At 53.7% G+C, this 23,902-nt stretch carries 24 protein-coding genes, 2 tRNA genes and 1 pseudogene; 20 read left to right on the forward strand and 7 right to left on the reverse strand.

All coding sequences use genetic code 11. The features are described 5' to 3' along the window. The 5 genes from HHI26_RS05530 (at position 1) to HHI26_RS05550 (ending at position 4,453) form a co-directional block, all read left to right on the forward strand. Positions 1 to 363, forward strand: coding sequence for a copper resistance protein (locus HHI26_RS05530; RefSeq protein ID WP_133845680.1), 363 nt, complete (start codon positions 1 to 3; stop codon positions 361 to 363). Positions 364 to 408: 45 nt separating this feature from the next. Further along, a complete protein-coding gene (locus tag HHI26_RS05535; RefSeq protein WP_159337475.1) occupies positions 409 to 2,439 on the forward strand; it encodes a protein-disulfide reductase DsbD domain-containing protein in 2,031 nt (676 codons plus the stop codon). Beyond that, a complete protein-coding gene (locus HHI26_RS05540; RefSeq protein ID WP_171148763.1) occupies positions 2,436 to 3,155 on the forward strand; it encodes a DsbA family protein in 720 nt (239 codons plus the stop codon). Before HHI26_RS05535 ends, HHI26_RS05540 begins: the two co-directional genes overlap by 4 nt. After that, the gene (locus HHI26_RS05545) at positions 3,152 to 3,655 is read left to right on the forward strand and encodes a protein disulfide oxidoreductase (protein WP_133845683.1); all 504 of its coding nucleotides are present in this window, start codon (positions 3,152 to 3,154) and stop codon (positions 3,653 to 3,655) included. The genes HHI26_RS05540 and HHI26_RS05545 overlap by 4 nt, the downstream gene beginning before the upstream one ends. 126 nt (positions 3,656 to 3,781) lie before the next feature. Further along, positions 3,782 to 4,453: an SDR family oxidoreductase gene (locus HHI26_RS05550; protein ID WP_171148764.1), complete on the forward strand. Its 672-nt coding sequence runs from the start codon at positions 3,782 to 3,784 to the stop codon at positions 4,451 to 4,453. Here HHI26_RS05550 and HHI26_RS05555 read toward each other — a convergent pair. After that, positions 4,439 to 4,762, reverse strand: a complete 324-nt coding sequence (locus HHI26_RS05555) for a cupin domain-containing protein (protein WP_167864107.1) — start codon at positions 4,760 to 4,762, stop codon at positions 4,439 to 4,441. The two genes, HHI26_RS05550 and HHI26_RS05555, sit on opposite strands and share 15 nt — an antisense overlap. 330 nt (positions 4,763 to 5,092) lie before the next feature. Between HHI26_RS05555 and HHI26_RS05560 the strand changes: the two genes are divergently transcribed. From HHI26_RS05560 to HHI26_RS05570, 3 genes are all read left to right on the forward strand, one after another. After that, a complete protein-coding gene (locus HHI26_RS05560) occupies positions 5,093 to 6,166 on the forward strand; it encodes an alpha/beta fold hydrolase (RefSeq protein ID WP_171148765.1) in 1,074 nt (357 codons plus the stop codon). A gap of 116 nt (positions 6,167 to 6,282) precedes the next feature. After that, entirely contained in the window at positions 6,283 to 7,902 is a 1,620-nt protein-coding gene (locus tag HHI26_RS05565) for a methyl-accepting chemotaxis protein (protein WP_133845687.1), read from the forward strand. 231 nt (positions 7,903 to 8,133) lie between these two features. Then, complete coding sequence (locus HHI26_RS05570) at positions 8,134 to 9,159, forward strand: sensor domain-containing diguanylate cyclase (protein ID WP_133845688.1); 1,026 nt, start codon at positions 8,134 to 8,136, stop codon at positions 9,157 to 9,159. A gap of 409 nt (positions 9,160 to 9,568) precedes the next feature. On the opposite strand, the gene HHI26_RS05575 is transcribed toward HHI26_RS05570, so the two are convergent. Further along, on the reverse strand, positions 9,569 to 9,856 hold the full coding sequence (locus HHI26_RS05575) for a hypothetical protein (protein ID WP_133845689.1): 288 nt from the start codon (positions 9,854 to 9,856) through the stop codon (positions 9,569 to 9,571). A gap of 227 nt (positions 9,857 to 10,083) precedes the next feature. Here HHI26_RS05575 and HHI26_RS05580 point away from each other — a divergent pair. The 6 genes from HHI26_RS05580 to HHI26_RS05605 all read left to right on the forward strand — a co-directional run bounded on the left by HHI26_RS05580 (position 10,084) and on the right by HHI26_RS05605 (position 15,547). Next, positions 10,084 to 10,157, forward strand: a tRNA-Gly gene (locus HHI26_RS05580). A gap of 106 nt (positions 10,158 to 10,263) precedes the next feature. Next, positions 10,264 to 12,174, forward strand: coding sequence for a flagellin (locus tag HHI26_RS05585; RefSeq protein ID WP_166653750.1), 1,911 nt, complete (start codon positions 10,264 to 10,266; stop codon positions 12,172 to 12,174). A 224-nt stretch (positions 12,175 to 12,398) separates the two neighbouring features. Further along, positions 12,399 to 13,238, forward strand: a complete 840-nt coding sequence (locus HHI26_RS05590; protein ID WP_244874725.1) for an ABC transporter substrate-binding protein — start codon at positions 12,399 to 12,401, stop codon at positions 13,236 to 13,238. Positions 13,239 to 13,255: 17 nt separating this feature from the next. After that, a complete protein-coding gene (locus tag HHI26_RS05595; protein ID WP_205945425.1) occupies positions 13,256 to 14,086 on the forward strand; it encodes an amino acid ABC transporter ATP-binding protein in 831 nt (276 codons plus the stop codon). Next, positions 14,083 to 14,868, forward strand: a complete 786-nt coding sequence (locus HHI26_RS05600; RefSeq protein ID WP_171148766.1) for an amino acid ABC transporter permease — start codon at positions 14,083 to 14,085, stop codon at positions 14,866 to 14,868. Before HHI26_RS05595 ends, HHI26_RS05600 begins: the two co-directional genes overlap by 4 nt. Further along, positions 14,858 to 15,547, forward strand: coding sequence for an ABC transporter permease subunit (locus HHI26_RS05605; protein WP_159337483.1), 690 nt, complete (start codon positions 14,858 to 14,860; stop codon positions 15,545 to 15,547). The genes HHI26_RS05600 and HHI26_RS05605 overlap by 11 nt, the downstream gene beginning before the upstream one ends. Positions 15,548 to 15,615: 68 nt before the next feature. Here the strand turns inward: HHI26_RS05605 and HHI26_RS05610 are convergent, their stop codons facing one another. Beyond that, on the reverse strand, positions 15,616 to 16,344 hold the full coding sequence (locus HHI26_RS05610) for a YoaK family protein (RefSeq protein ID WP_133845695.1): 729 nt from the start codon (positions 16,342 to 16,344) through the stop codon (positions 15,616 to 15,618). Positions 16,345 to 16,518: 174 nt separating this feature from the next. Further along, positions 16,519 to 17,109, reverse strand: a complete 591-nt coding sequence (locus tag HHI26_RS05615) for an OmpA family protein (protein ID WP_166653751.1) — start codon at positions 17,107 to 17,109, stop codon at positions 16,519 to 16,521. Positions 17,110 to 17,146: 37 nt separating this feature from the next. Here HHI26_RS05615 and HHI26_RS05620 point away from each other — a divergent pair, with 37 nt between their 5' ends. The 4 genes and pseudogenes from HHI26_RS05620 to HHI26_RS25445 form a co-directional block, all read left to right on the forward strand. Continuing rightward, on the forward strand, positions 17,147 to 18,988 hold the full coding sequence (locus HHI26_RS05620) for an FHIPEP family type III secretion protein (protein ID WP_241008228.1): 1,842 nt from the start codon (positions 17,147 to 17,149) through the stop codon (positions 18,986 to 18,988). Positions 18,989 to 19,124: 136 nt separating this feature from the next. Then, positions 19,125 to 19,460, forward strand: coding sequence for a DUF1294 domain-containing protein (locus HHI26_RS05625; RefSeq protein ID WP_171148767.1), 336 nt, complete (start codon positions 19,125 to 19,127; stop codon positions 19,458 to 19,460). Between the two features lie 211 nt (positions 19,461 to 19,671). Beyond that, the gene (locus HHI26_RS05630; protein WP_133845699.1) at positions 19,672 to 19,986 is read left to right on the forward strand and encodes a hypothetical protein; all 315 of its coding nucleotides are present in this window, start codon (positions 19,672 to 19,674) and stop codon (positions 19,984 to 19,986) included. Positions 19,987 to 20,026: 40 nt separating this feature from the next. After that, positions 20,027 to 20,273, forward strand: a pseudogene (locus HHI26_RS25445) (integrase); the annotation flags it as partial. Between the two features lie 15 nt (positions 20,274 to 20,288). Here the strand turns inward: HHI26_RS25445 and HHI26_RS05635 are convergent. Further along, positions 20,289 to 20,365: transfer RNA gene (locus HHI26_RS05635), tRNA-Arg, on the reverse strand. 234 nt (positions 20,366 to 20,599) lie between these two features. Beyond that, complete coding sequence (locus HHI26_RS05640; RefSeq protein ID WP_133845700.1) at positions 20,600 to 20,917, reverse strand: hypothetical protein; 318 nt, start codon at positions 20,915 to 20,917, stop codon at positions 20,600 to 20,602. A 244-nt stretch (positions 20,918 to 21,161) separates the two neighbouring features. Between HHI26_RS05640 and folD the strand changes: the two genes are divergently transcribed. Both folD and ybcJ read left to right on the forward strand, forming a co-directional pair. Continuing rightward, positions 21,162 to 22,028: a bifunctional methylenetetrahydrofolate dehydrogenase/methenyltetrahydrofolate cyclohydrolase FolD gene (folD, locus tag HHI26_RS05645; protein WP_167864084.1), complete on the forward strand. Its 867-nt coding sequence runs from the start codon at positions 21,162 to 21,164 to the stop codon at positions 22,026 to 22,028. After that, positions 22,028 to 22,240 carry a ribosome-associated protein YbcJ gene (gene ybcJ / locus HHI26_RS05650; protein ID WP_133845703.1) on the forward strand — a complete coding sequence of 71 codons (213 nt, stop codon included), beginning with the start codon at positions 22,028 to 22,030 and terminating at the stop codon, positions 22,238 to 22,240. The genes folD and ybcJ overlap by 1 nt, the downstream gene beginning before the upstream one ends. Positions 22,241 to 22,325: 85 nt before the next feature. On the opposite strand, the gene cysS is transcribed toward ybcJ, so the two are convergent. After that, positions 22,326 to 23,714 carry a cysteine--tRNA ligase gene (gene cysS / locus HHI26_RS05655; RefSeq protein ID WP_167864083.1) on the reverse strand — a complete coding sequence of 463 codons (1,389 nt, stop codon included), beginning with the start codon at positions 23,712 to 23,714 and terminating at the stop codon, positions 22,326 to 22,328. Positions 23,715 to 23,902: the final 188 nt, after the last annotated feature.

The raw sequence follows: 23,902 nt of genomic DNA on the forward strand, positions 1-23,902 counted from the left end.
ATGGCAACACGACAACGCATCGCAATGGGCTTTCTGGCGCTCGCCTGCCTGGTCATACTGGTCTGTATGGCACAGCGCATGGCAAGCCTGCACGCCCTGCAAATGCCTCCAACCACGTCGTTCAGCCTCAGCAATACCGCCCCGGACAACGCAGATGACGCGTCGATAACCCCTTGTGAACTCAGCGCCAAAACGCTGCTGCTGGCTGCCCCGCTGCTGTTCGACAGCGTCCTGCCTGCCACGGTCATTCTCCTGTTAGTACTGGCACTGTGCTGTCTTCTCCCATTGATTTTTCCTCCGGCACGCCCCTGTCGTGCGCCGCTACTCCGTATCCATCTGATTAACTGTAATTTCCGCGAATGACACACCGTTCCACCGGTGTCTTTTAATCATTTACGGAGAAATAACATGTTTACGCTTATCAGGAGCTTTGCTCTCCTGCTGCTATTCTGGCTGCCCGCATTGCAGGCCGCTGACAGTGGCTGGCTGCAAAACCCCCAAAACAGTCACGCTCAGGTTCGCCTGCGTGCCGATGCCTCACAGGCCGACCGCACTCGCATCTTGCTGGATATTCAGTTACAGGATGGATGGAAAACCTACTGGCGATCGCCGGGTGAAGGCGGGATTGCCCCGACCATTCGCTGGCAGAATGCCGTAACCCAGGCACACTGGTTCTGGCCTTTGCCGCAACGTTTTAACGTCGCGGGGATCACCACTCAGGGTTATCATCAGCGCGTTACGCTGCCGATTGAACTGTCCGGCCCGGCCCCGAAAAGTCTGGTCGGAACGCTGACGCTCTCCACCTGTAGCAACGTCTGCATCCTCACCGACTATCCGTTCACTATTGATATGACGTCATCTGTTGATGCGTCGTTTGAACATGATTATGCCCAGGCGATGGGCAGCGTACCGATTGAACGCGGCCTTGCTGACACCCTCGTCGCGGGTTATCAACAGGGAGAGCTACAGATTGTTGCCGAACGTCAGGACGGCTGGCAGCAGCCTGCGCTGTTCCTTGACGGGCTGGAGGGTGCCAGCTTTGGCGAACCACGCTTTACCCTCAGAGGTTCAATGCTGATAGCCCGCGTGCCGGTCAGCGATGAATGGGGTGACAACGCACCCGATATCACCGGAAAGAACCTGTCTCTGGTACTGGCGGATAACGGCCTGGCGCAACAGATTACCCTGTTGGTTGATGAAGGATGGGGACAGCGCTCCCCGGTGTTGCCGCTGTGGCAGATGCTGCTGACGGCACTGCTGGGAGGCTTTATTCTCAACCTGATGCCTTGCGTACTGCCGGTGTTGGGCATGAAACTCGGCAGCATTGTTAATACGCCACAGCGCGACCGCCGCAACGTGCGACTCCAGTTTATCGCCTCCAGTGCCGGAATTATCACCTCGTTTATGGTGCTGGCGCTGCTGATGACGGTACTTCGTCTGGGTAATCACGCCCTGGGCTGGGGTATTCAGTTCCAGAATCCGTGGTTTATTGGCTTCATGGTACTGGTGACCCTGCTGTTCAGCGCCAACCTGTTTGGCCTGCTCTATCTGCGCCTGCCATCAGGCCTGAATACCCGTCTGGCAACGTACTCTGGCCGTGGTCCTGGCGAGCATTTCTGGCAGGGTGCATTTGCCACGCTGCTGGCCACCCCGTGTTCAGCTCCCTTCCTCGGTACTGCGGTGGCATTTGCCCTGGCGGCACCGCTGCCACTGCTGTGGGTGATGTTTGCCGCCCTCGGCATCGGCATGAGCCTGCCCTGGTTGCTGATTGCCGCCTGGCCCGCCCTGGCGCTGAAGCTGCCACGCCCCGGGCGCTGGATGAATGGAGTACGTATCGCCCTGGGGATGCTGATGCTGGCCTCCTGTTTCTGGTTGATCAGCCTGCTGGTGAATCATATTGGCCTGCTCGCCACACTGGCTGTTGCGACCGCGATCGTACTGGTATTGCTCGTCACACTGGTGAAACAGTTCGGCCTCCGGCGGGCGGCACTGGTCACGGTAGTGCTGTTGCTGGTGGCCGGTGGCGTGTTGCTGGCGGGTACATTCAGCGCGACATCAGATCAGCACAGAATGCAGGATCGGCTTACCTGGCAGCCGCTGACAGAACAGGCGATCCGCCAGGCTCTGGGCGCGAAAAAACGGGTGTTTATTGATATCACTGCCGACTGGTGCGTGACCTGTAAAGCCAATAAATACAACGTATTGCTGCGCGATGATGTGCAGCAGGCGCTATTAGCAGATGATGTGGTGACCCTGCGCGGTGACTGGAGTCGTCCGTCTGAAACGATCACCCATTTCCTGCAACAGCGCGGCAGCGTGGCCGTGCCGTTTAATCAAATTTATGGACCGGGTGCTCCCCAGGGCGTGGTGCTTTCTCCGCTGCTTGACCGTGCCACCCTGCTGAAAACCCTGAATAATGCCAAAGGAATTGAACAATGAAAAAATCTCTGATTGCCCTGTTACTGGTTGCTACACCGCTGTGGGCTGCGGCCCCGTTTACCCCGGAGCAGGAGGCACGGATTAAGCAACTGATCCGCGAAACACTGGTGGAAAATCCACAGATTCTGGCTGAAGCCGCCAATGCTTACGATAAACAGGCACAGGCGCAGCAGGCCAATGTGACTGGCCAGGTGATTGAACAGAACAAGGCGGCACTGTATGACGATGCCGGATCGCCGCGCCTCGGTGCAAACAATGCGAAGCTGACGCTGGTATCGTTTACCGACTACAACTGCCCTTACTGTAAACAGTTCGATCTGCTGCTGGAAAAAATTGTGCAGCAGTACCCGGACGTTGCCGTGATCATCAAACCGCTGCCATACCGTGCCGAAAGCTCGATGACCGCTGCGCGCGAAGTACTGACGCTGTGGCAACAGCAGCCGGATCGCTGGCTGGCACTGCACCAGCGTCTGATGGCAAAGAAGGGCAACCATGATGACGCCAGTATTCAGGCCGCAGAGAAAAAGCTGGGCGTGACGATAACGCAGCCGGATAAACAGAGCCTGGAGACGGTGAATACCAACCTGAAGCTGGCACAGCATCTGGGCATTGAAGGCACGCCAGCCACGCTGATAGGTAACCGTCTGCTGCCTGGCGCCGTGTCGTATGAAGAGCTGGAGCGTCTGGTGAAACAGCAGCTGGCACAAACGCCATGAGCCGCCTGAAACGTTGGGCACGTGAGATACTGGTACTGGCGCTGCTGCTGGCCGGGGGGATGTGGGTGATGGACAGCTGGCGCGCGCCAAAGGCACCGCTGGCCTTTGCTGACCAGCCATTGCTTACCCTCGACGGGCATGAGGTCACGCTAAAGGCGTTAAGCCAGCAGCGCCCGCTGCTGGTCTATTTCTGGGCCAGCTGGTGCGGTGTCTGTCGCTTTACCACGCCAACGGTGGCTGATATGGCACAGCAAGGCCGCAACGTTATCGGCATTGCGCTACGTTCCGGTGAAAATGACAAGGTGCAGCGCTATTTACAAGCAAAGCAGTATCACATGCCGCTGGTGAATGACCCGGAAGGCAGACTGTCTGCCAACTGGCATATCAGCGTGACCCCAACGCTGGTGATTATTGATAAAGGCAAGGTGGTGGGCACCACTACCGGTTATACCAGTGGCTGGGGCATGCAGCTGCGGCTGTGGTGGGCGGGCCTGAGCTGACCGTCAGAGGTGGATGAGCATTCGCTTGTCCGCCTCACTTAGCACAGGCAATCACCTGACAGCTTGAATTTTTGCTATGCTTTTCCGCACGATCCCTACGCTTCCGACATGACATAAGGCATTCTCATGACAACCCCACAGGCTTTGATTATTGGCGCTTCGCGCGGCATCGGTTTAGGGCTGGCAACGACTCTGGCCGATCGCGGCTGGCAGGTTACCGCCACGACGCGCAAGGACACGCCGGACAGTGCGGCGTCCATCCACTGGCTAACGCTGGATATTAACCTGGCGGATCAGAGAGAAGCGCTGGTGGCGGAGTTGGCTGGCCAGCAGTTTGATGTGGTGTTTATTAACGCAGGCGTCTATGGACCGGAGCATCAAACGCTGTCGCGTACCCGCGACGAAGAGCTGATGGCGCTGTTTATGACCAACACCTTCTCGCCGCTGCGCTGCGCTGAAGCGCTGCTGCCACAGGTCAAACCCCGCAGCGGCATTCTGGCACTGATGACCTCGCAGCTCGCCAGTCTGAATGAGAATCCTGATGCAACGTATCCATTGTATGCGGCCAGTAAAGGCGCGTTAAATATGCTGGCACGCGGGTTGTCGGCGAAGACGGATGCCCAGGGCCAGACGCTGCTCTGCGTTCACCCGGGCTGGGTGCAAACCGATATGGGTGGGACAAATGCCCCACTGACGGTGGCGCAAAGCGCGGGTGGCATTGCCGATCAGCTGGTCGCCTGGCGTGGCAAAGGCGGGCACCACTACATTGATTACAGCGGAAAACTACTCGCCTGGTAAGGCCTTATCGGCATCGACCAGCAGTAATGTGCCGCTGCTGCCGGGCAGTACCCGATGAGGGCTGCCCGGCGGTATCACAAAATAGTCCCCGCTTTTCAGCGCCACGATCTGCCCGTCAATCGCCAGATCCATCTGCCCGTCAATCACCACCAGTAGCTCGGCAAAATGCTCATGCACTTCATCCGGTATCCCCTCTCCGCCCATGCGGATCAGTTTCACATTCGCCTGGCCAATCTTGCTGATAATGGCAGAACGCCACACATCCGGCAGCGCTGCGGCCCCGGTTAATAATGATGCTGCCTGAAACATACCATCCTCCTGTCGGGTGACAGACAGAGATACCCGAAATTTCGCACAGCAGGAACGAAGATATTTCACTAAGCTTTTCCACACGGCAGTTAGTGACAGTGAAATGACAGTAAGATGAAAGCGTGACTAAAGAAATATTCAGGGAAGACTAAAGTGGAATATCCGATGTGTTAACGTAATAAAAATTAGCTGGAAAACATCTCGTGTAAACAGCAACAATCAGAACATAATCTGTTTTTATCATTGATGATGTTTATGTTTATTGGGATTTTTCTCAATTGACATTAACATCGGCCATCCAATACTCCTTGCTTACCGATGAGTTGTTTTATGGCTAACCGTATCGTATCAGGATTAACAGGCATTATTCTGTTAAGCCTGTCACCTTTAACACAGGCAGTCAGCACGGTGTTATCACCGAAAGAAGCCGACTGGGTTGCACCGGAATTCACCTTTAACAGCGGTGAGAAGCTGAAAGACCTGCGCATTCATTACTACACGCTGGGCGACAGTAGTAAACCTGCTATATTATTACTTCACGGAACTAACCAGCCAATAAAAGCACTATTAGCCGAGGGATTTGGCGGCGAATTATTTGGTGCCGGCCAGGCACTGGATATCAGCAAATATTTTATTATCATGCCGGAAAGTATTGGGTCCGGAAAATCATCCAAGCCGTCCGACGGTTTGCGTATGGCGTTTCCGCACTACGATTATAACGATATGGTCACCGCGCAATATCGTTTAATCAAAGAAGGGCTGGGCATTTCCCATTTACGTCTGGTCATGGGGTATTCGATGGGGGGTATGCAAACCTGGCTTTGGGGTGAAAAATACCCTGGCATGATGGATGCCCTGGTGCCCATGGCTTCGCAGCCTGCTGAGCTGTCCGGTCGTAACTGGATGATGCGCCGTATGTTAATTGAGTCCATCAAGGGCGATCCCGCCTGGGCTGAGGGCAATTACCGTCAGCAGCCCCCTGCGCTGAAAACAGCCAGCATTATGTTCAGTATTGCCACCACTGGCGGCACACTGGCCTGGCAGCATAAAGCACCAACGCGTGCGCTGGCCGATAAGCTGGTTGACGACCGCCTGGCTACCCCGCTTACCGCTGACGCCAACGATTTTATTTATATCTGGGGTTCGTCAGCGAATTATAATGCGCAACCCGCATTAAACCGTATCACCGCCCCCATGCTGATCATTAATTCGGCAGATGATGAACGTAATCCGGTGGAAACCGGCACGCTGAGCCGCGAATTAAACAAGATTAAAAAGGCCGAGCTGTGGCTTATTCCGGCCAGTGCAGAGACCAGCGGGCATGGCACCATGATGTCGGCAAAATTTTATAACGAGAAACTGAAGTCATTTTTAGCCAGCACCAGGGAACACGCGAATAATTAACAGCCGTACCTGACCGGAAGTGACCCATGTCGCCTCCGGTCTTTTATTTTTATTATGCCTTTATTTCCGACACCACTCTTTTTCCTCATTATCAAACCGGCAACAGGGAATACGCTATGTTTCGTAAAATAAAGATCCGTACCGCACTGAGCATGATGATTTTTTCATTAGCCGCATTATTACTTTTTGTCGGTATTCTGGGATTAGTTGCGGTGCAGTCTGGCAATAAATCCTTTGCCCGCGTGGATACCGAAGTGCTGCCAGGGCTGGTTGCACTGAATGAAAGTTCCGAGCTGCTGCTGCGTGGACGATTAGATTTGCGTCTGTATGAATCACTGATGGTCAATGGCGACACCGAGAAAGCCAAAGTCGCCTTAGAACGAGCCAGAGGTAAAGTAGACAGTGCCGGGGCGAAATGGCAGGACTATCTGAAATATCCGCAATCAGAAGAAGAGCAGGTGATTGCCACAGAAATGGCTGCCGCACGCGATACCCTGATGAAAACCTTTATTGACCCGGCGTTTTCCGCGCTGGAAGCGGGTAATCTTGACGACTATCGCCAGCGCGCCGGGAAGTCGACGGCACTCTATGCCGCCTTTGATAAAGCCTCAAAAGCGCTGGTCGCCTTTAAGCTCTCAAGCATTGATGTGGCGTATGAAGACTCCAGCGATCGGGTGAGCACTATGCAGTTCATCCTCTACTGCGCTATCGCCTGTGCCCTGCTGTTGGCTGGACTGGCCTGGTCAGTGATGACCAACCTGGTAGTGAAACCACTCAACAATGCCGTTACCGTGTTTGACCGCATTGCTGAAGGCGATTTACGTGCGCGTATTGATGCCAGCGGAAAAAATGAGATCGCCCATCTGTTTGCCGCCGTGCAGCGTATGCGTGACGGACTGGAAAATATGGTGCTTGTCGTGCGTAACGGTACCGATGCGATTGGCGCGGGCGTAGAGGAGATTGCTTCCGGCAATATCGATCTTTCCAGCCGCACCGAACAGCAAGCCGCCTCGCTGGATGAAACCGCGTCGAGCATGGAACAAATCATGGCGACGGTTAAAAACAATGAGGACAACACCCGCAAAGCAAACGAACTGGCGCAAAAAGCCTCAGCATCGGCTTCACGCGGTGCCAGCGTTGTCTCTGATGTCGTGTCGACTATGAGTGCCATCGAACACAGTTCGGCCAAAATCGGTGATATCGTCGGCGTGATTGATGGCATTGCATTCCAGACCAACCTGCTGGCGCTCAACGCCGCAGTAGAAGCGGCACGTGCAGGCGAAGCCGGTCGCGGTTTTGCGGTCGTCGCCTCTGAAGTACGAGTACTGGCCCAGCGTAGCGCAACGGCGGCGAAAGAGATCGGTTCGATGATCGATAACTCTCTCAGCCGTATTGAACAGGGCGTCGGGCTGGTGAAAACGGCAGGCAACACCATGAATGAAGTGATGGTCGACGTGAAAGAAGTGGTGGACATCATGGATGAAGTGATGCTGGCTTCCGGGGAGCAGACGCGCGGTATCTCGCAGATTAATATTGCCATTCATCAGATGGACGGCGTGACACAACAGAATGCCTCACTGGTCTCTGAGGTGGCAACGGCAGCCAGCTCCCTGCAACAGCAGGTGGTGAATTTGCAGCAGTCGGTCACCCGCTTCCAGGTCGAGGATGAGAAAACCACGCTGGAAAACGACCTGTTTAAAGGGCCACAAGATATGGCGTTAGTTAACCTGCGATAAACTCAGATGGGCCGGATGATGACGGCCCTTTTACCCATAAGATTATTCCCAACTACTCAATTTGCATTCTCCCCTCAATGTTTTTCTTTTCAGTCCGATGATAAACTCAGTGACACAAGGCCGGAGCACATTTATATACGCTCCTAAAACTAAAAATTATAACGAACAACATTGTTTTGACGCCTCACTTTCTCTTTTTGAATATCAACACCATGTCCGGGAAACTGACCTATGAAGGAAAATTTGATTGAGCGCATTTCAACGGCGCTTGGATCGGAAAAAACGCTCGAAGGTTTTGTACGCCAGCTGCTAGAGATGCTGGAGCTGGTCACGGATATGGAATCCACCTACCTGACCCATATTGATGCAGACGGTATCAAGCAACACATCGTTTATGCGCGCAACAGCGAAGCAATGCAGATCCCTGAAGGGCTGTCTGTTCCCTGGGAAGATACCCTGTGTAAACGCGCTCTGGACGAGGGCCGCAGTTATACCTGCGATGTTCCGGCAGTCTGGGGGGATTCCGAAGCCGCGAAAGCGCTGGGGATCACCACTTATGTCAGTACCCCGGTGTGGCTGGGTGACGGCGCGATTTATGGCACGCTATGCGCAGCAAGCTCAGAGTCTCGGGAACTGTCAGATCGCGCTGAACAGGTGCTTCAGCTCTTTGCCGAGCTGATTTCCCAGTACATTCGTAAAGAACAGCTGCTGGAAGAGCTGCAGGAAGCCAACGCTGCGCTTACGGCAGTGAGCCACACCGATGAGCTCACGGGCCTGCCAAACCGACGGGCAGTGTTTGCCAACCTGCCAAAGCTGTTTGCACACGCGCGTAACGATACACATCATCTGATGATGGCCTTTATCGATCTTGATGGATTCAAGCAGATTAATGACCGTTACGGGCACAAAACCGGTGATGAATTTTTGCAGGCCATCGGCGAGCGCTTGAAAGAGTTGGTGCACGAGGATGACGTTCTGGGACGCCTGGGGGGGGACGAATTTATTATTGCCACCCTTGATGCCTCAGATGCTCAGACCGCAGCCGCGACGACATTCAAAAACCGTATTTCTGCACTGTTGAGCGGACGCTATCATCTCTCGGGCACAAGGATAGACTATGCTGGTGCCAGCATCGGCATCATTCACGTGGACCCATCGCTCAGCACCCCGGACAGCGCCGTGCGCGATGCGGATGCCGCCATGTACGAAGATAAAGGGCGCCGCAAACAGCGTCAGGTCTGTGGCCAGTCGCTTTAGCAGACCCTATACATTGCCTGAACTTGCCGATTTCCGGGCAGGTATCCCTAAAGTTTCAGTGAAAGAGACCGATGTAAGTAGCACTCATCCTGAATTGTACGGACCTGTCATGTACCTGATTAAACCTGCAGAGCTGATTCTGCTGTCACTGACACTGGCATACTGTCTGGCAACGTATGTATGGTTCTAGCCCTCAAGGGATGAGGCATGAGCAGCAATACTCATGTTTTTTGCTAAAGTATTTTACCGCCCTGCCGATGAAATTGAAGTCGGGGGGTTGCTGGAGAGACAGAAATGTCGACGACGGCAACCAGGTAAACCTGATGGCATAATACTTGAGTATCTGCAAAATTTAGCCGACAGATGAAGTCGGTTTTTTTGTGTCCGAAAAATGGGAAAATGCAGGGAGTCAGGTTTTATTAACGGTATAGCTTTTCACTTTGCCATTCATCAGTCGGATGGTCAGGGTTCTGCCTTCGGTGGTACTCATGGCTTTTGCCTGGCTCCAGGTCCACATCAGAATGCTTTGCCCCTCCGGGAAGGGCGTCTCTGAGGAAGGCTCGCCAAACAGCGAAATAAGATCCTGTCTGGTCGTTTTGTCATACTTGATTTGTGCCAGCTTGCTGTCATCAAAGTTCTGTCCCACCGAAGCGGTACACCCCACCAGCATCAGACATAACATTATCGTTTTAAACATCATTTCCCGGTATCACTGTCATTTTTACTCATTCTTGCACAGTTCCTCACCGCTGCATAAATTAACCACGCACGTCAGGTAGCCGTCATGACAGGGTTGGTACAGGGTAAAGCGCCGTGCCGCTGGAAGTTTTTTGATATTACTCAACTTTTCCACTGATCATTGTGCTAACATCCTGCGGCACGGACGTTGAGCAAACGCTTTTCTCATCCGACACCTCACACCAGGCGGCCATCGTATAATGGTATTACCTCAGCTTCCCAAGCTGATGACACGGGTTCGATTCCCGTTGGCCGCTCCAGTTTTACCGCTGCATCAGATTTTCCTCCTTAAGCAAAATTTCAGTTAAAACTTCCCTGCAGACTGCCGATAACATTCATCAGATAAAATCATCAGTGAGCATGATAATGCTAACCCTTAAAACCAATACGTCGGCCCTTGTTGTACAACAGCAATCGATGAAAAGCGCCTCTGCGCTTGATGAATCTATCCGTCGTCTCTCGTCCGGGCTGCGTATCAACAGTGCGAGTGATGACTCTGCCGGGCAGGCTATTGCTAATCGTTTAACCAGTCAGCAGAAAGGGCTGGAACAGGCGCAGCGCAACGCCGCTGATGGCTTATCGTTGGCAGAAACAGCCGAAAGCGTACTGAATGAAATCAACAGTCGTTTACAGCGTATCCGCGAACTCGCCGTGCAGGGACTCAGTGAAACTTACTCACAGACCGACAGTGATGCGATTCAGGCGGAGATCAATCTCAACCTGAAAGAGATCGATCGACTCAATACCACCTCCCGCTTTAACGGCATCAGCCTGCTGAACGGCAGTGCGGGTAAAGTAGGTATACAGGTGGGTGCGAACGATAATAATAAAATCGACCTCGATTTATCACAGGGTTTCAGTGTTGAACAGCTGGGTTTAAAGGACCTGATTATCCGCGGCATCAGCGGTTCAATTACGCCAGCGAATACCATTATCGGCATCGCCAATAATATCTCGCTGAACAACGGCAGCGTCTCGGTGAACTACTCGACGCCAGTGACGCTGACATCGCCGCAGCTGGTGAGAAGCAACATCACGAACCAGCTTTATATACAGGGTGCCGCCAGCGACGGCACGCCAACGTTTTACCCGGCGTCTTATAGTGCAACGTGGTATACTGCCACCGGAAGCGGCACGATTTCTGTTGGCACCTCCAGTAACGTTCCGCTGTATAGCGGCGTCAGCGCTATCGCCGCTCGATCCCTCCCTTCCGTTAACTATCTGGACGACAACGGAACTGCATTGAGCAACAGCCCGCCGCCGACCCTGACAGAAAACAACGGTCAGTATTATATCGAACAGAACGATATCTATTACGCGGCTGATATTCACTTCGCCACCAGCGGTGCTGTGACCGCGCAGATAACCAACGCCAGCGGCCAGCCGGACACGGACTTCACACCACTGCCGACCCAGGTTTCAGCCACTCCGGCAATCGACACCAGCACCGCGACGCTCACCTTTACGGATGCAAATGGCAATGCCGTGGCAAACAGTGATGCACGCCTGGTGAAATACGGCAGCCAGTACATGATGGAAGTCGGTGACGGCAGCGGCAACTATCAGTATTACAACGCCAGTGTCAATGCCACGAGTGATGGAACGCTCACTTCGCTGAGCGTGACGGCCAGCAGCATCGCCAGCCAGAACAGCTTTACCGCGGTATCGACCGTCAATGGAACGTCCGTGGTGACGCTTGACCCGGCAAATGTTGAAACCCGCTACACCGAAAACGGCGGCCAGAGCTTTAGTGATGTGCTGCGTCTCGATGCGGAGGGTAATTATTATATGAATGTACACGGCGGAACCGTCAACAAGACGGCAACGCTGGTCACGCTGAATGACGGCAATAATACCCACCTGTTGAAAACGCTGGAAGGAGTGGGTGATGTACAGATCTTCTTCACCACGACGATGGCTGCCGTCACGGATGCTTCCACAAACAACACCCAGATGAGCATTGCGGAAACGGGTTCTGAAATCCGGCTGCGTAATCCGGATGACCCGTTAGCGACCCTCGACAGAGCCATCAGCCGTATCGATAGCCAGCGTTCATTGCTCGGGGCCGCTGCCAACCGTCTGACATCGGTGCAGAACGTGCAGAGTGCCACGTCCACCCATTTTGCTGAATCACGTTCACGTATTGAAGATGCCGACTATGCCGTCGAGGTGTCCGCAATGGCCCGGGCACAAATTCTGCAACAGTCCAGCGCCTCGTTACTGTCGAAGGTGATGACGACCACGCCACAAATGGTGCTGTCGTTGCTGGAGGGATAATTCAGAGGGTCACTGCCGCTAACGTCCTGCCAACACCTGATCAACCCGCGCAATACCAATGTTTTACTTATGCATAATTTAGCAGGTGATAGACCTTTTTGTTTGTAGCCGTCATTTTTCCTTTATGTAACGCTATCAATCCTAAAAGAAAATAATAACGATCACCTGCCTTCAGGAAAACGGGGTTATCCCCCCTTTCGGACTATACATAAGGAAAAACTATGATTATGGCGACACACAACAACCGCTCATTCCATAAAACCCGCCTTTCTGCTGCACTGCTGCTGGCACTGACCAGCATCACCACTTTTGCCGTGCATGCTGACCAGCTGGCGGATATCAAAAAAGCCGGCGTGGTGAAAGTCGCCACCTTTGACGCCAATCCGCCGTTTGGTTCAGTGGATGCCAAAACCCACGAAATCGTCGGTTATGACGTCGACTTCGCGAAAGCTCTGGCAAAAACCCTGGGCGTGAAGCTGCAACTGGTACCGACCAACCCGGCAAACCGCATCCCCCTGTTGCAGTCAGGTAAAGCGGACCTGATTGTGGCCGATATCACTATCACGCCTGAGCGTGCAAAAGTGATCGATTTCTCAGTGCCTTACTTTGTCACCGGACAGCAGTTCCTGGTGCCCGTCAGTTCACCGGATAAACTGGATGGCTACGCGACGGCACGCATTGGTGCCGTAAAAGGCACCACCGGCGAACAGGAACTGCATAACCGTTTCCCGCAGTCACGCGTGCTGTCGTATGACGATATCCCACTGGCGCTGTCTGCCCTGCGTAATGGCAACGTGCAGGCAATTACTCAGGACAGCACCATTCTCGCTGGCCTGCTGGACGGTGCACCGGATAAAGCCAAATACAAAGTACTGCCTGAGTTACTGAGCAAGGAAGAGATTGGCGTAGGGGTGAAAAAAGGCGAAGCCAGCCTGCTGAAAGTGGTCAATGACGAACTGTTGAACCTGGAGAAAAACGGTCAGGCGGTGAGCATCTACGACACCTGGTTTGGCCCGCAAACTAAATCGCCACAACCCCGGTTATTCAAAATCGAAGCAAAATAATCAGCCAGGTATCACACATGCAGCAAGAAAATGTATCAACCGCAGCGGCGTCTGCGGTTTTTTCACATTCATCGCCGGGACAAAGTACCGCCGTCGAATTCCGCCAGGTCAGTAAGTCGTTTGGTCACCATCAGGTGATCACCACGGTCGATCTCAGCGTGGCCAGCGGTGAAGTCGTTGCCGTTTGTGGCCCGTCAGGTTCCGGTAAGTCGACGCTGATCCGCCTGATTAACCAGCTGGAAACCGTGAGCGATGGCGAGATCCTGATTGACGGTAAGCCAACGCGTGGACTGAAAGGGGCAGCACTTCAGCAACTGAGAACACATATTGGTTTTGTGTTTCAGCAGTTCAACCTCTACGCCCATCTGACCGCACAGGACAATGTCAGCCTGGCGCTGATCAAAGTACACGGCTGGAAGAAAACGGAGGCACGGGCAAAAGCGTTGGCCTTACTGACGCGCGTCGGCCTGGCCGATAAAGCACAGCATTATCCTGAGCAGCTCTCCGGCGGCCAGCAGCAGCGCGTGGCGATTGCCCGGGCGCTGGCGACTGACCCGAACATCATTCTGTTTGATGAACCGACCTCGGCACTTGACCCGGAGATGATCGGAGAGGTGCTGCTGGTGATGCGCGAACTGGCACGCAGCGGTATCACGATGATTGTGGTGACCCATGAAATGAGCTTTGCCCGCGAAATCGCTGACCGGGTGATCTTTATGGACGGCGGTGAAATTCTGGAGCAGGCCAAACCGGAAGATTTCTTTACCCGTCCCAACCACCCGCGCGCCAAGCGTTTTCTGCAGAAAGTGTTGTTCCCACTGCATCCTGAATCGCAGGTGGGCCTGTGAACTGGCAGCCCGACTGGGCAGGCGTGCTGACCGGGCAGCCTCTGCAATGGATTATCTCCGGTTTTTTAACCACCTTTTACGTCAGTCTGATTGCCAGCCTGTTCAGCACACTGTTGGTGGTGCTGCTGCTGGCCATGCGTCTGAGCCCATCGCGGATCGCCCAGGGCGCGGTGTCGGTATTTGTTTCCCTGTTTCGTAATACACCGCTGCTGGTACAGCTGTTGTTCTGGTATTTCGCCGCCTGGGGCGCGCTGCCGCAGAACTGGCGTTTTTACATCGGGGATATTCATCCCTGGGCAACGTTTCCTGGCGATATCAGCTGGCTGACGCCGGAGTTTCTCTGCGTTGTCTGGGGGCTGGGGCTGTTCACGGCGGCATTTTTAGTGGAAGAGGTTCAGGCCGGGCTCAACTCCGTGCCAAAAGGCCAGCGCGAGGCAGCGATTTCACAAGGCTTCAGCCGCTGGACGCTGCTGTGGGACATTTTGTTGCCCCAGGCGCTGACCAATGCCTGGCAACCTGTCGCCGGGCAATATCTGAACCTGATGAAGCTCTCCTCGCTGGCAACCGGTATTGGCTTTTCCGAACTGACCTATCAGGTCAGCCGTATTGAAAGCTACAACGCGCACGCCTTTGAAGGCTTTGCGGTGGGCACCGCACTGTATCTGTTACTTGGCCTTATTTTGGGTGGACTGTTAACCGTGATCGGCCCTAAACGCCAGCCGCGCCATCAACCAAAACGGGTGGAACCCGCCCTGTCGGAGCGTTCAAAAGATGGAATTTGACTACTCAGTACTGCACGATAATGCTGGCTACATGCTGTGGGGAAGAGTGGCGGAAGGTGAACCGGGCGGCGTATTACTGACGTTAATTATGGCCGTCTCTGCCGGTTTTCTGGCGCTGTTGCTGGGTGTGCTGATGGCTACGCTGGCCTGGCGCTACGGCGGCTGGACGCGCAGAGCGCTGTTTCTCTGGGCCTCCTTTATCCGAGGCATCCCGCTGATTTTTGTTATTTTCTGGCTCTACTTTCTGCTGCCGGTGGTGTTTGGCGGTTCAATCCCCGGCCCGCTGACGGTGATTATTGCGCTGGCATGGTTTACCTCAGCGGCGGTCATGCACTCAACGCTGGCCGGGCTGGAATCTCTGCCCGCCGGGCAGACAGAAGCAGGAGTTGCGTCAGGCTTCAGTAAAATAAAAATCCTCACCGTGATTCTTCTGCCGCAGGCGTGGCCAAATCTGCTGCCCTCATACCTGGGGTTACTGATTTCGCTGCTGAAGGACACATCGCTGGCATTTATTGTGAACGTCCCTGAACTCACAACGGTTGCCGGACAGGTTAACAATCGGGTGCAGATCTACCCTGCAGAGATCTTTCTGTTTGTTGGCGTCATCTATTATCTGCTGTGCAGTGCGCTGGCCTATCTGGCAGGAAAGGGATTAACACGGCGGCGTCTGGCTCGCTGATAAGCGCCTGCAAAACGGGCCGCCAGGATCAGGGTGTGACGGCCCGTTGTCTGACGGCACAGCGCAGGTTAACTGCCCTGTGCCGGCGACAGCCGTTTGCTGAACATCGTGTTCATCGCCAGTAAGAGAAGCCCCATGCCGATAACTATCAGGAAAAAATACCCCAGCCAGTGGAACAGCCAGATACCGGCCACACCGCCGATAAGAAATGCCATCACCGTATAAAAATGCAGACGCAGGCGTTCCATATAGAGAGGGGCATTCTGAGGTGACTCTTTACGCCGCAGAACATCAAACAGCATCGCCAGCTCGATGCCGATATCCGTTGCCGTTCCCGACACATGCGTTGTTCTGACACGCGCGTTGGAAATGCGTGTCACCACCGCATTCTGCAGCCCCATCAGGAAACTCAGGCTGAGGACCAGCAACGCGCCCGGAGAGGCCAGCGTCAGTCCGATCTCTGCTGCCCCCAGCGCCATCAGAGCCAGGCCTTCAATAAAGATATTTACCGCATAGATGGTACTGATGCCCCGCCTGCGGCCCGCATTAATGATCAGCGTTGAGCACACGGATCCCGCGATAAACAGGAATACGATAGCCAGAAAGAAGATGCCTGCACTGAAGTTGATTTTCGCCAGGTGATCGGACAGTGAAGAGATGTTCCCTGTCATATTGGCGGCAAAAAAACCCACACTTTCAAAAGCGGCGGTGTTCAGCGCCCCGGCGACGGCGGCCAGGGTGCAGGCAAGACGGCTGTCCGTATTAAACGTCCTTGCTGCATCGGTGGTGATTAACATTTAGCGAACTCAGGTCAAATGCGGGATGATGAATGATCCCCTTGTTTGTCGTGACAAACAAGGGGCCAGACAGCGTCTGAATCAATGTCTGGCAGGAACGATGCCAGGTCAGCAAAAAAGTGGGCACAATACCACCCGATTACCCCATGCGGGGATCGAAGAAGCATGTGAAAACTAATGCAGGCGATCAACTATTGGCTTCACCACTTTTACGCCATGCTGACCGTAAAATTGATATAACGTGTCGGAAGCAGCCTGGGTCAGAACCATAATTTCAATGCGCCGATTGCGTGCAGACAGGGGATCGTCAGGGACCAGCAGCATGCGATCGGCCATCGCGTTAACCTGAATGACCCGCTGTATTTCAAGGCCACCTTTTTCTAATACACTTCTGGCGGCCAGTGCACGGTCACCGGACAGATTCCAGTTGTTATATCCCGCGCTCTCAGGATAGGTCGCTGAATCCGTGTGTCCGTTGATGATCACCTGGTTATCAATACGATTGAATACCGGTGCCAGTTCACTCAACAAGCGAGTAAAGAAAGGCGTTATCTTTGCACTACCGCGCGGGAACATCACCCGGTCTTCATCATCCTGCAGCAAAATGCGCAGCCCCTGCGGCACTTTTTCCAGCGACAAATTTCCCTGTGCGTTTAATTCCGCGGTGATGCGTGCAATGGCCTCGCTAAGTTCATTTAACTCCTGATCCGAACGCGACAAGACGGTTTCCAGCGCCTCAGGCTGAGGGGGGGTCTGCGCGTCCAATTCTCTCTCTGCATCAGCCATAGCAGGTACAGAAGAGATGAGTGGCAGAGGGCCTCCGCCAGAAGCGGGATCGTTGACAGGACTGAAGGCCCCGCCATCAAAAATAGACACACCGTTCAGATGGGCAACAATTTCCCTTCGCTCCTCTTTCGATACGGAACTGACGATCAACTTCGTGGTGGTGACCAAGGGGGCGGAGCGTATTTCCGAAGTCTCGGCACGTTTCACCCTGGACGCCCTGCCCGGCAAGCAGATGGCGATCGATGCGGATATGAATGCCGGGTTGATTACGCAGGAACAGGCGCGAGCACGCCGTAAAGACGTTGCCAGTGAGGCCGACTTCTACGGTGCCATGGACGGTGCCTCCAAGTTTGTACGCGGCGATGCGATAGCCGGGATTATGATCCTGCTGATCAACGTGGTCGGCGGTATTCTGATCGGTATCTTCAAATATAATCTGGATGCCGGACAGGCCTTCGATCAGTACGTTCTCCTCACTATCGGTGATGGTCTGGTGGCGCAGATCCCTTCCCTGCTGCTGGCGACCGCCGCCGCCATTATCGTCACCCGCGTCAGCGACGATGACAGTGCGGGTATTTCGGATGACATTCAACGTCAGCTGCTGGCGAAACCCGGTACCCTTTATACCGCTGCCTTTGTGATGTTTGTGCTGGCCGTGGTTCCAGGGATGCCACATCTGGTCTTCCTGGTCTTCACCGCGTTACTGCTGTTTACGGCCTGGCGTCAAAGCCGACAGGTCGAGAAACCCGCCAGACATGAGCAAGATATGGCGGCATTAAGCAACGCACTGGAAGACAGCGACAGTATTAATATCTGCTGGCAAAGCATTCCCATGATTGAACCACTGGGGCTGAACCTCGGTTATAAACTGGTCACGCTGGTCGATAAAGCGAAAGGCAACTTACTGACCCAGCGCGTGCGTGGGGTACGCCAGGTTGTCTCGGAAACCAGTGGGGTACTCCTGCCGGAAATCTCTATCCGCGAAGATTTCCGTCTGAAGCCCGCACAGTATGCCATTAAGGTGAATGGCGTTCGCACGGCGGTCGGTGAAGTGCATCCCGATCGTCTAATGGCCATCCCCGGCGCAGAACAGTACGGTGAAATAGATGGGGTTCTGGATACCGATCCGGCGTACGGTATGGCTGTCACCTGGATCACCCCGGACATGAAGCCCCAGGCGCTGAACCTGGGCTATCAAGTGGTTGACTGCGCCAGTGTCATCGCCACGCATATTAACCGGGTGACACGTGAACATTTACCCGAACTGTTTAACTATGACGATATTACTCAGCTGAACCTGCGCCTGGCTGGGGTGGCCCCTAAACTGGCAGACGATCTGAACAGTGCGCTGAATTTCAGCCAGCAGTTGAAGGTGTATCGCCTGCTGCTACAGGATCAGGTGTCGCTGAAGGACATCGCCACCATTGCCACAACGCTGGTTGAAAGCGCTGCGGTCACCAAAGATGCCATTCTGCTGGCCTCCGACGTGCGCTTTGCGCTGCGCCGGGCAATGGTGGCGGCTATCGCGCCAGACAGTAAACCGCTCTCTGCCTATACGCTGGATAACCAGCTGGAGAACCTGCTGCTGGGTTCACTGAATCAGGCCCAACAGGCCGGAAAAGTGAGTCTGGACAGCTTCCCGGTGGACCCCAATATTCTCACCCAGCTGCAATCGACGCTGCCAGTGGTGCTGGAGCAGTTGAAAGCACAGAATCTGACGTCAGTGCTGTTGGTGACGCCACAGCTGCGCCCACTCATCGCCCGCTACAGCCGCCTGTTTGCTGCCGGTCTGCATATACTTTCCTATAACGAAGTGCCTGATGAAGTGGATTTACGTATTGTCGGTACGGTGAGCTGAGGAAGAAAAGAGGCTGTATGGGCTTTTCCCATCATGCTGTGTTCGTTGTATCAGGCACTCAGCCGTCCACGACCCGAAGACCTGAATCGGGTATAGTGCACCTCTTTTCTGGCTGAGTGCCGCAGTGGCTAATGGTATGACCCTCAATCGCTTTTGTTATTTTATTCTGATTCTGGCTGCTGCGGGCAGTGCGTTCTCTCTACATCCCTTTATAACGTGGGCCCTGCTCGCCAGCGCGCTGACGCTGATGGTTTATGGCATGGACAAAATGGCGGCCCGTAAAGCCTGGCGCAGAATCCCTGAGTCCACCTTGCTGATATTGGGTGTTGTCGGTGGCTGGCCTGGCGCCATTCTCGGCCAACAACTCTTTCGCCATAAAACGCAAAAGCAACCGTTTAAAACCTGGTTCTTCATCAGTGTGATAGTGAATATTATGGCGCTGGCGGCGTTGTACCTGTTCTGTACAAGGTGAGGTTGTGGCTGACAGATATAAGTGGAACTGACGGACCAGAACCTGACTTCGATCAGCCAAAATATGCTTAAGAATATGGCGAGACATCCCGCCAACTTGGGTTTAGCTAGTCAGCGAATTTTTAAACAACTAAGTTACTATTTTTATCGTCAAAAACAATATAATAGAAAACCCTGGTACATTCTCACGGCTAACCCGAGAATCAAATAACATGAATCATTATAAAAACATTAAAACGTACTTTTCTGTTTTCCTGGGTGATGACGCTGATGCTTATGGAGAGAATTACCCAGAAGTAGTGAATTCTTCAATTGAATATTTTGGCGGTATTGATGATGCACTGGTCAGTGAGATTGATCAGTTTTTAAAAGAATTCCCAACAAATGATCTCGCCGTAACGGCAATGAATATCATCACTGAAAAACGGCATGGTGACTGCGCTGATTATCCTCCTACCTTGATCGACTTCCTCTCCTGGCTATCTGCCTACCTGAAGCAAAAGCGTAAAGAATATGACGCTAAATAATTTGCAATCGCTTTAGTGAGTTGCATGACACGGCGCACGGAAAAGATCAGACATTGCAAGCTTCAGGTTTCAAGACTTGAGATACACGTGGGCAGGTTAGCTTTTTCAGTCTGGAGTTCGGCTTTCTGTGTTGCTGGAAATGGAGGGCTGAGAGTCAATGGTGCGGAGATATGCTCAACTGAAGCCGAACCACCGGCGAATGTGCACGAAAAATTGACGCGCTTTTGGCGCATGACGACACAAATACGACACAGGGAGAGAATCAGGCAGGCTTGAGAACAGCCTAAGTCATTGAAAAATATTGGTACGCCCTACAGGATTCGAACCTGTGACCTACGGCTTAGAAGGCCGGTGCTCTATCCAACTGAGCTAAGGGCGCATTGTGATTGCGTCGAATTATACGGTGGGATCCTGCTGAGTCAACGTTTTTACCGCCTGGTGCTCCCTAATGCTGAAGTTATGAACAGTATCTAAGCTTTATCTCATAACGAGCAGGCAATCAGAGTAAGCGGTATGCGTTTTGTCTGTCGCCACAGAGGCAGAAGCAATAAGGCGCCCATAAAAAAACCCACCTGACGGTGGGCTTATCTTCTGAATAACTGAACAGAGCGCCTTAGTTGGTCGCTTTGTTTTTCAGCTCTTCTGCACCCTGCTTGGTTTTATCCCAGCCTTTTTCGGTGCCTTCTTTGGTTTTGTTCCAGGCCTTTTGGCTGCCTTCAGAAATCTTGCTGCTGGTTGAGTTGCTCTCACCTTCTGCAGCATGTTTGGCCTTCAGCTTCATCTCAGCCCCCTCATTCTGGGACTTATGCAGCTTCTCTTTGGCGGTATCGGCACCTTTATGCGCTTCAGCAACGGTGTTATCGGTGGTCGTTGCGGCGAAAACCGGAGAAGCCAGCAGCAAAGCAGACAGTGCAATAATAGTCTTTTTCATTATTCCCTCTTTCTCTTTTTAGATGATTTGCCGTGTTACAACGTCATCCTGGCACAGTTAGTACCAGAAAGATTTAGGAATAAACCGGGAATGACCCGGTAAGTGTGGTTGTGGCTTAGTGGAACACCTCTGTCGCTGGACGAATGCACCTCAACGATTGAATCTCTGCCTGACAGCGGGGCGCGCTTCTGACAAAATAGGCGCAATCCCCGATTTAACTCAAAACAGATGGATCCCCTCTCTGATGGCAGCAAAAATTATTGACGGTAAAACGATTGCGCAGCAGGTGCGACAAGAGGTTGCAGAACGTGTTCAGCAACGTCTCGCAGCAGGTAAACGTGCGCCTGGTCTGGCCGTGGTTTTGGTGGGCGAAAACCCGGCTTCGCAGATTTATGTTGGCAGCAAGCGTCGTGCCTGCGAAGAGGTCGGTTTCCTCTCACGTTCTTACGACCTTCCCGCCACCACCAGCGAAGCGGAACTGCTCGACCTGATTACCAAACTGAATAACGACGCAGAAATCGACGGCATTCTGGTGCAGCTTCCGTTGCCTGCGGGCATCGACAACGTGAAAGTCCTGGAGCACATCGCGCCAGAAAAAGACGTCGATGGCTTCCACCCTTATAACGTGGGCCGCCTGTGTCAGCGCGCACCGAAACTACGCCCGTGCACGCCGCGCGGTATTGTTACGCTGCTTGAGCGCTATAACATTGATACCTTCGGCCTGAATGCCGTTGTCGTCGGTGCTTCCAACATTGTTGGCCGTCCGATGAGTATGGAACTGCTGCTGGCCGGTTGCACCACCACCGTGACCCACCGCTTCACCAAAAATCTGCGTCACCATATCGAACACGCCGATTTACTGGTGGTTGCCGTCGGTAAACCTGGCTTTATCCCCGGTGAGTGGATCAAGCCAGGCGCGATCGTGATTGATGTCGGTATTAACCGTCTGGAAAGCGGCAAAGTGGTGGGCGACGTGGAGTTTGATGTGGCGTCTGAGCGTGCCTCTTACATTACGCCAGTGCCTGGCGGCGTGGGGCCGATGACGGTTGCCACCCTGATCCAGAACACCCTGCAGGCCTGCGAAAACAACGACAATGGAGCAACAGCATAATGGCAAACTTCTCTCTGGGCGATCATCCCCATGTCGACCTGTGCGACCTGATGAAACTGGAAGGCTGGGTAGAAAGCGGCGCAATGGCGAAAATCATGATCTCTGGCGGTCATGTTACGGTGAATGGCGTAAAGGAAACCCGTAAGCGCTGCAAAATTGTGGCGGGTCAGAAGGTTGAGTTTGACGGTGAAAGCGTTACCGTGACGGCCTGACTTTCCGGCTGTGAAATAAAAAGGCGACCCGCGGGTCGCCTTTTTTTATGCTGCATCCGCAACGGGCCTGCGGCCCGTCGGCAGATTACTTACGGCGCCAGCTGGTACCGCCTGCGGCATCTTCCAGCACGATGCCCATCTCATTGAGCTTGTCGCGTGCCACATCGGCCTGCGCCCAGTTCTTTGCCGCACGAGCATCAATACGCATCTGGATCAGCGCTTCAATCTGCGCTACTTCTTCATCATTGATGTTCACACCGCTTTGCAGGAACTGCTCCGGGTCCTGCTCCAGCAGGCCCAGCACGCCAGCCAGAGTACGCAAGCGCGCAGCCAGGCCGTTCGCCGCTGCTTTATCGGTGTCTTTCAGGCGGTTGACTTCACGCGCCAGGTCAAACAGCGCCGAGTAGGCTTCCGGCGTATTGAAGTCATCGTCCATTGCGGCGCGGAAGCGGGCTTCGAACTCTTCCCCACCCGCTACCTCAGCGCTGGCATCGGTGTTACGGATAGCAATATAGAGGCGCTCCAGCGCGGAACGTGCCTGATTCAGGTTATCTTCGCCATAGTTCAGCTGGCTACGATAGTGGCCGGACATCAGGAAGTAACGCACGGTTTCCGCATCGTAATGCTCCAGCACATCACGCACGGTAAAGAAGTTGTTCAGCGATTTGGACATCTTCTCGCGATCAATCATCACCATGCCGGAGTGCATCCAGACATTCACATACGGGCCATCGTGGGCACAGGTAGACTGGGCAATTTCGTTTTCGTGATGCGGGAACATCAGGTCAGAACCGCCGCCATGGATGTCAAAGTGCTCACCCAGCTGTTTGCAGTTCATCGCCGAGCACTCAATGTGCCAGCCCGGACGGCCCATTCCCCATGGAGATTCCCAGCCGGGTTCGTCCGCTTTCGACATTTTCCACAGCACGAAGTCCATCGGGTTGCGTTTAACGTCAAGAGCCACTTCAACACGCGCACCGGCCTGGAGCTGTTCCAGATCCTGGCGTGATAACGAACCGTAGTTAGGATCGCTGTCGACGGAGAACATCACGTCGCCGTTGCTGGCCACATAAGCATGTTCACGCGCGATCAGTTTGCTGACCAGCTCAATGATCTCAGGAATATGGCGTGTCGCACGCGGTTCCAGGTCCGGCGGCAGGATATTCAGCGCGGCGAAATCCTTGTGCATCTCGGCAATCATACGATTGGTCAGTTGCTCAATGGTCTCACCGTTTTCATTCGCACGTTTGATGATTTTGTCATCAATATCGGTGATGTTACGCACATAGTTAAGCTCATAGCCGCTGTAACGCAGGTAACGCGCGACCACATCAAATGCCGCGAAGGTTCTGCCGTGTCCGATATGACAGAGGTCGTAAACGGTAATGCCACACACGTACATACCGATTTTACCGGCATGGATAGGTTTAAATTCCTCTTTTTGACGACTCAGGGTATTGAAAATCTTTAGCATTGAGACATTCCGTTTTAGCGTGTGCGGGATTAGCGATGAAGAGTTAATGCTTTATTCTGCCGTATTCTTCACGTTAGCGCCACGCTAATGCCAATGAGAGTGAGCCCCCCAAAATAATTCATGTTGCAGGAAGGCGGCAAGGACGCTTATCCCCGGGAACATAGATAACTTTGTGACCGGGGTAAGTG

Origin of the sequence: Erwinia sp. JH02, assembly GCF_013074405.1 — a bacterium.
Classification (GTDB): domain Bacteria; phylum Pseudomonadota; class Gammaproteobacteria; order Enterobacterales; family Enterobacteriaceae; genus Erwinia; species Erwinia rhapontici.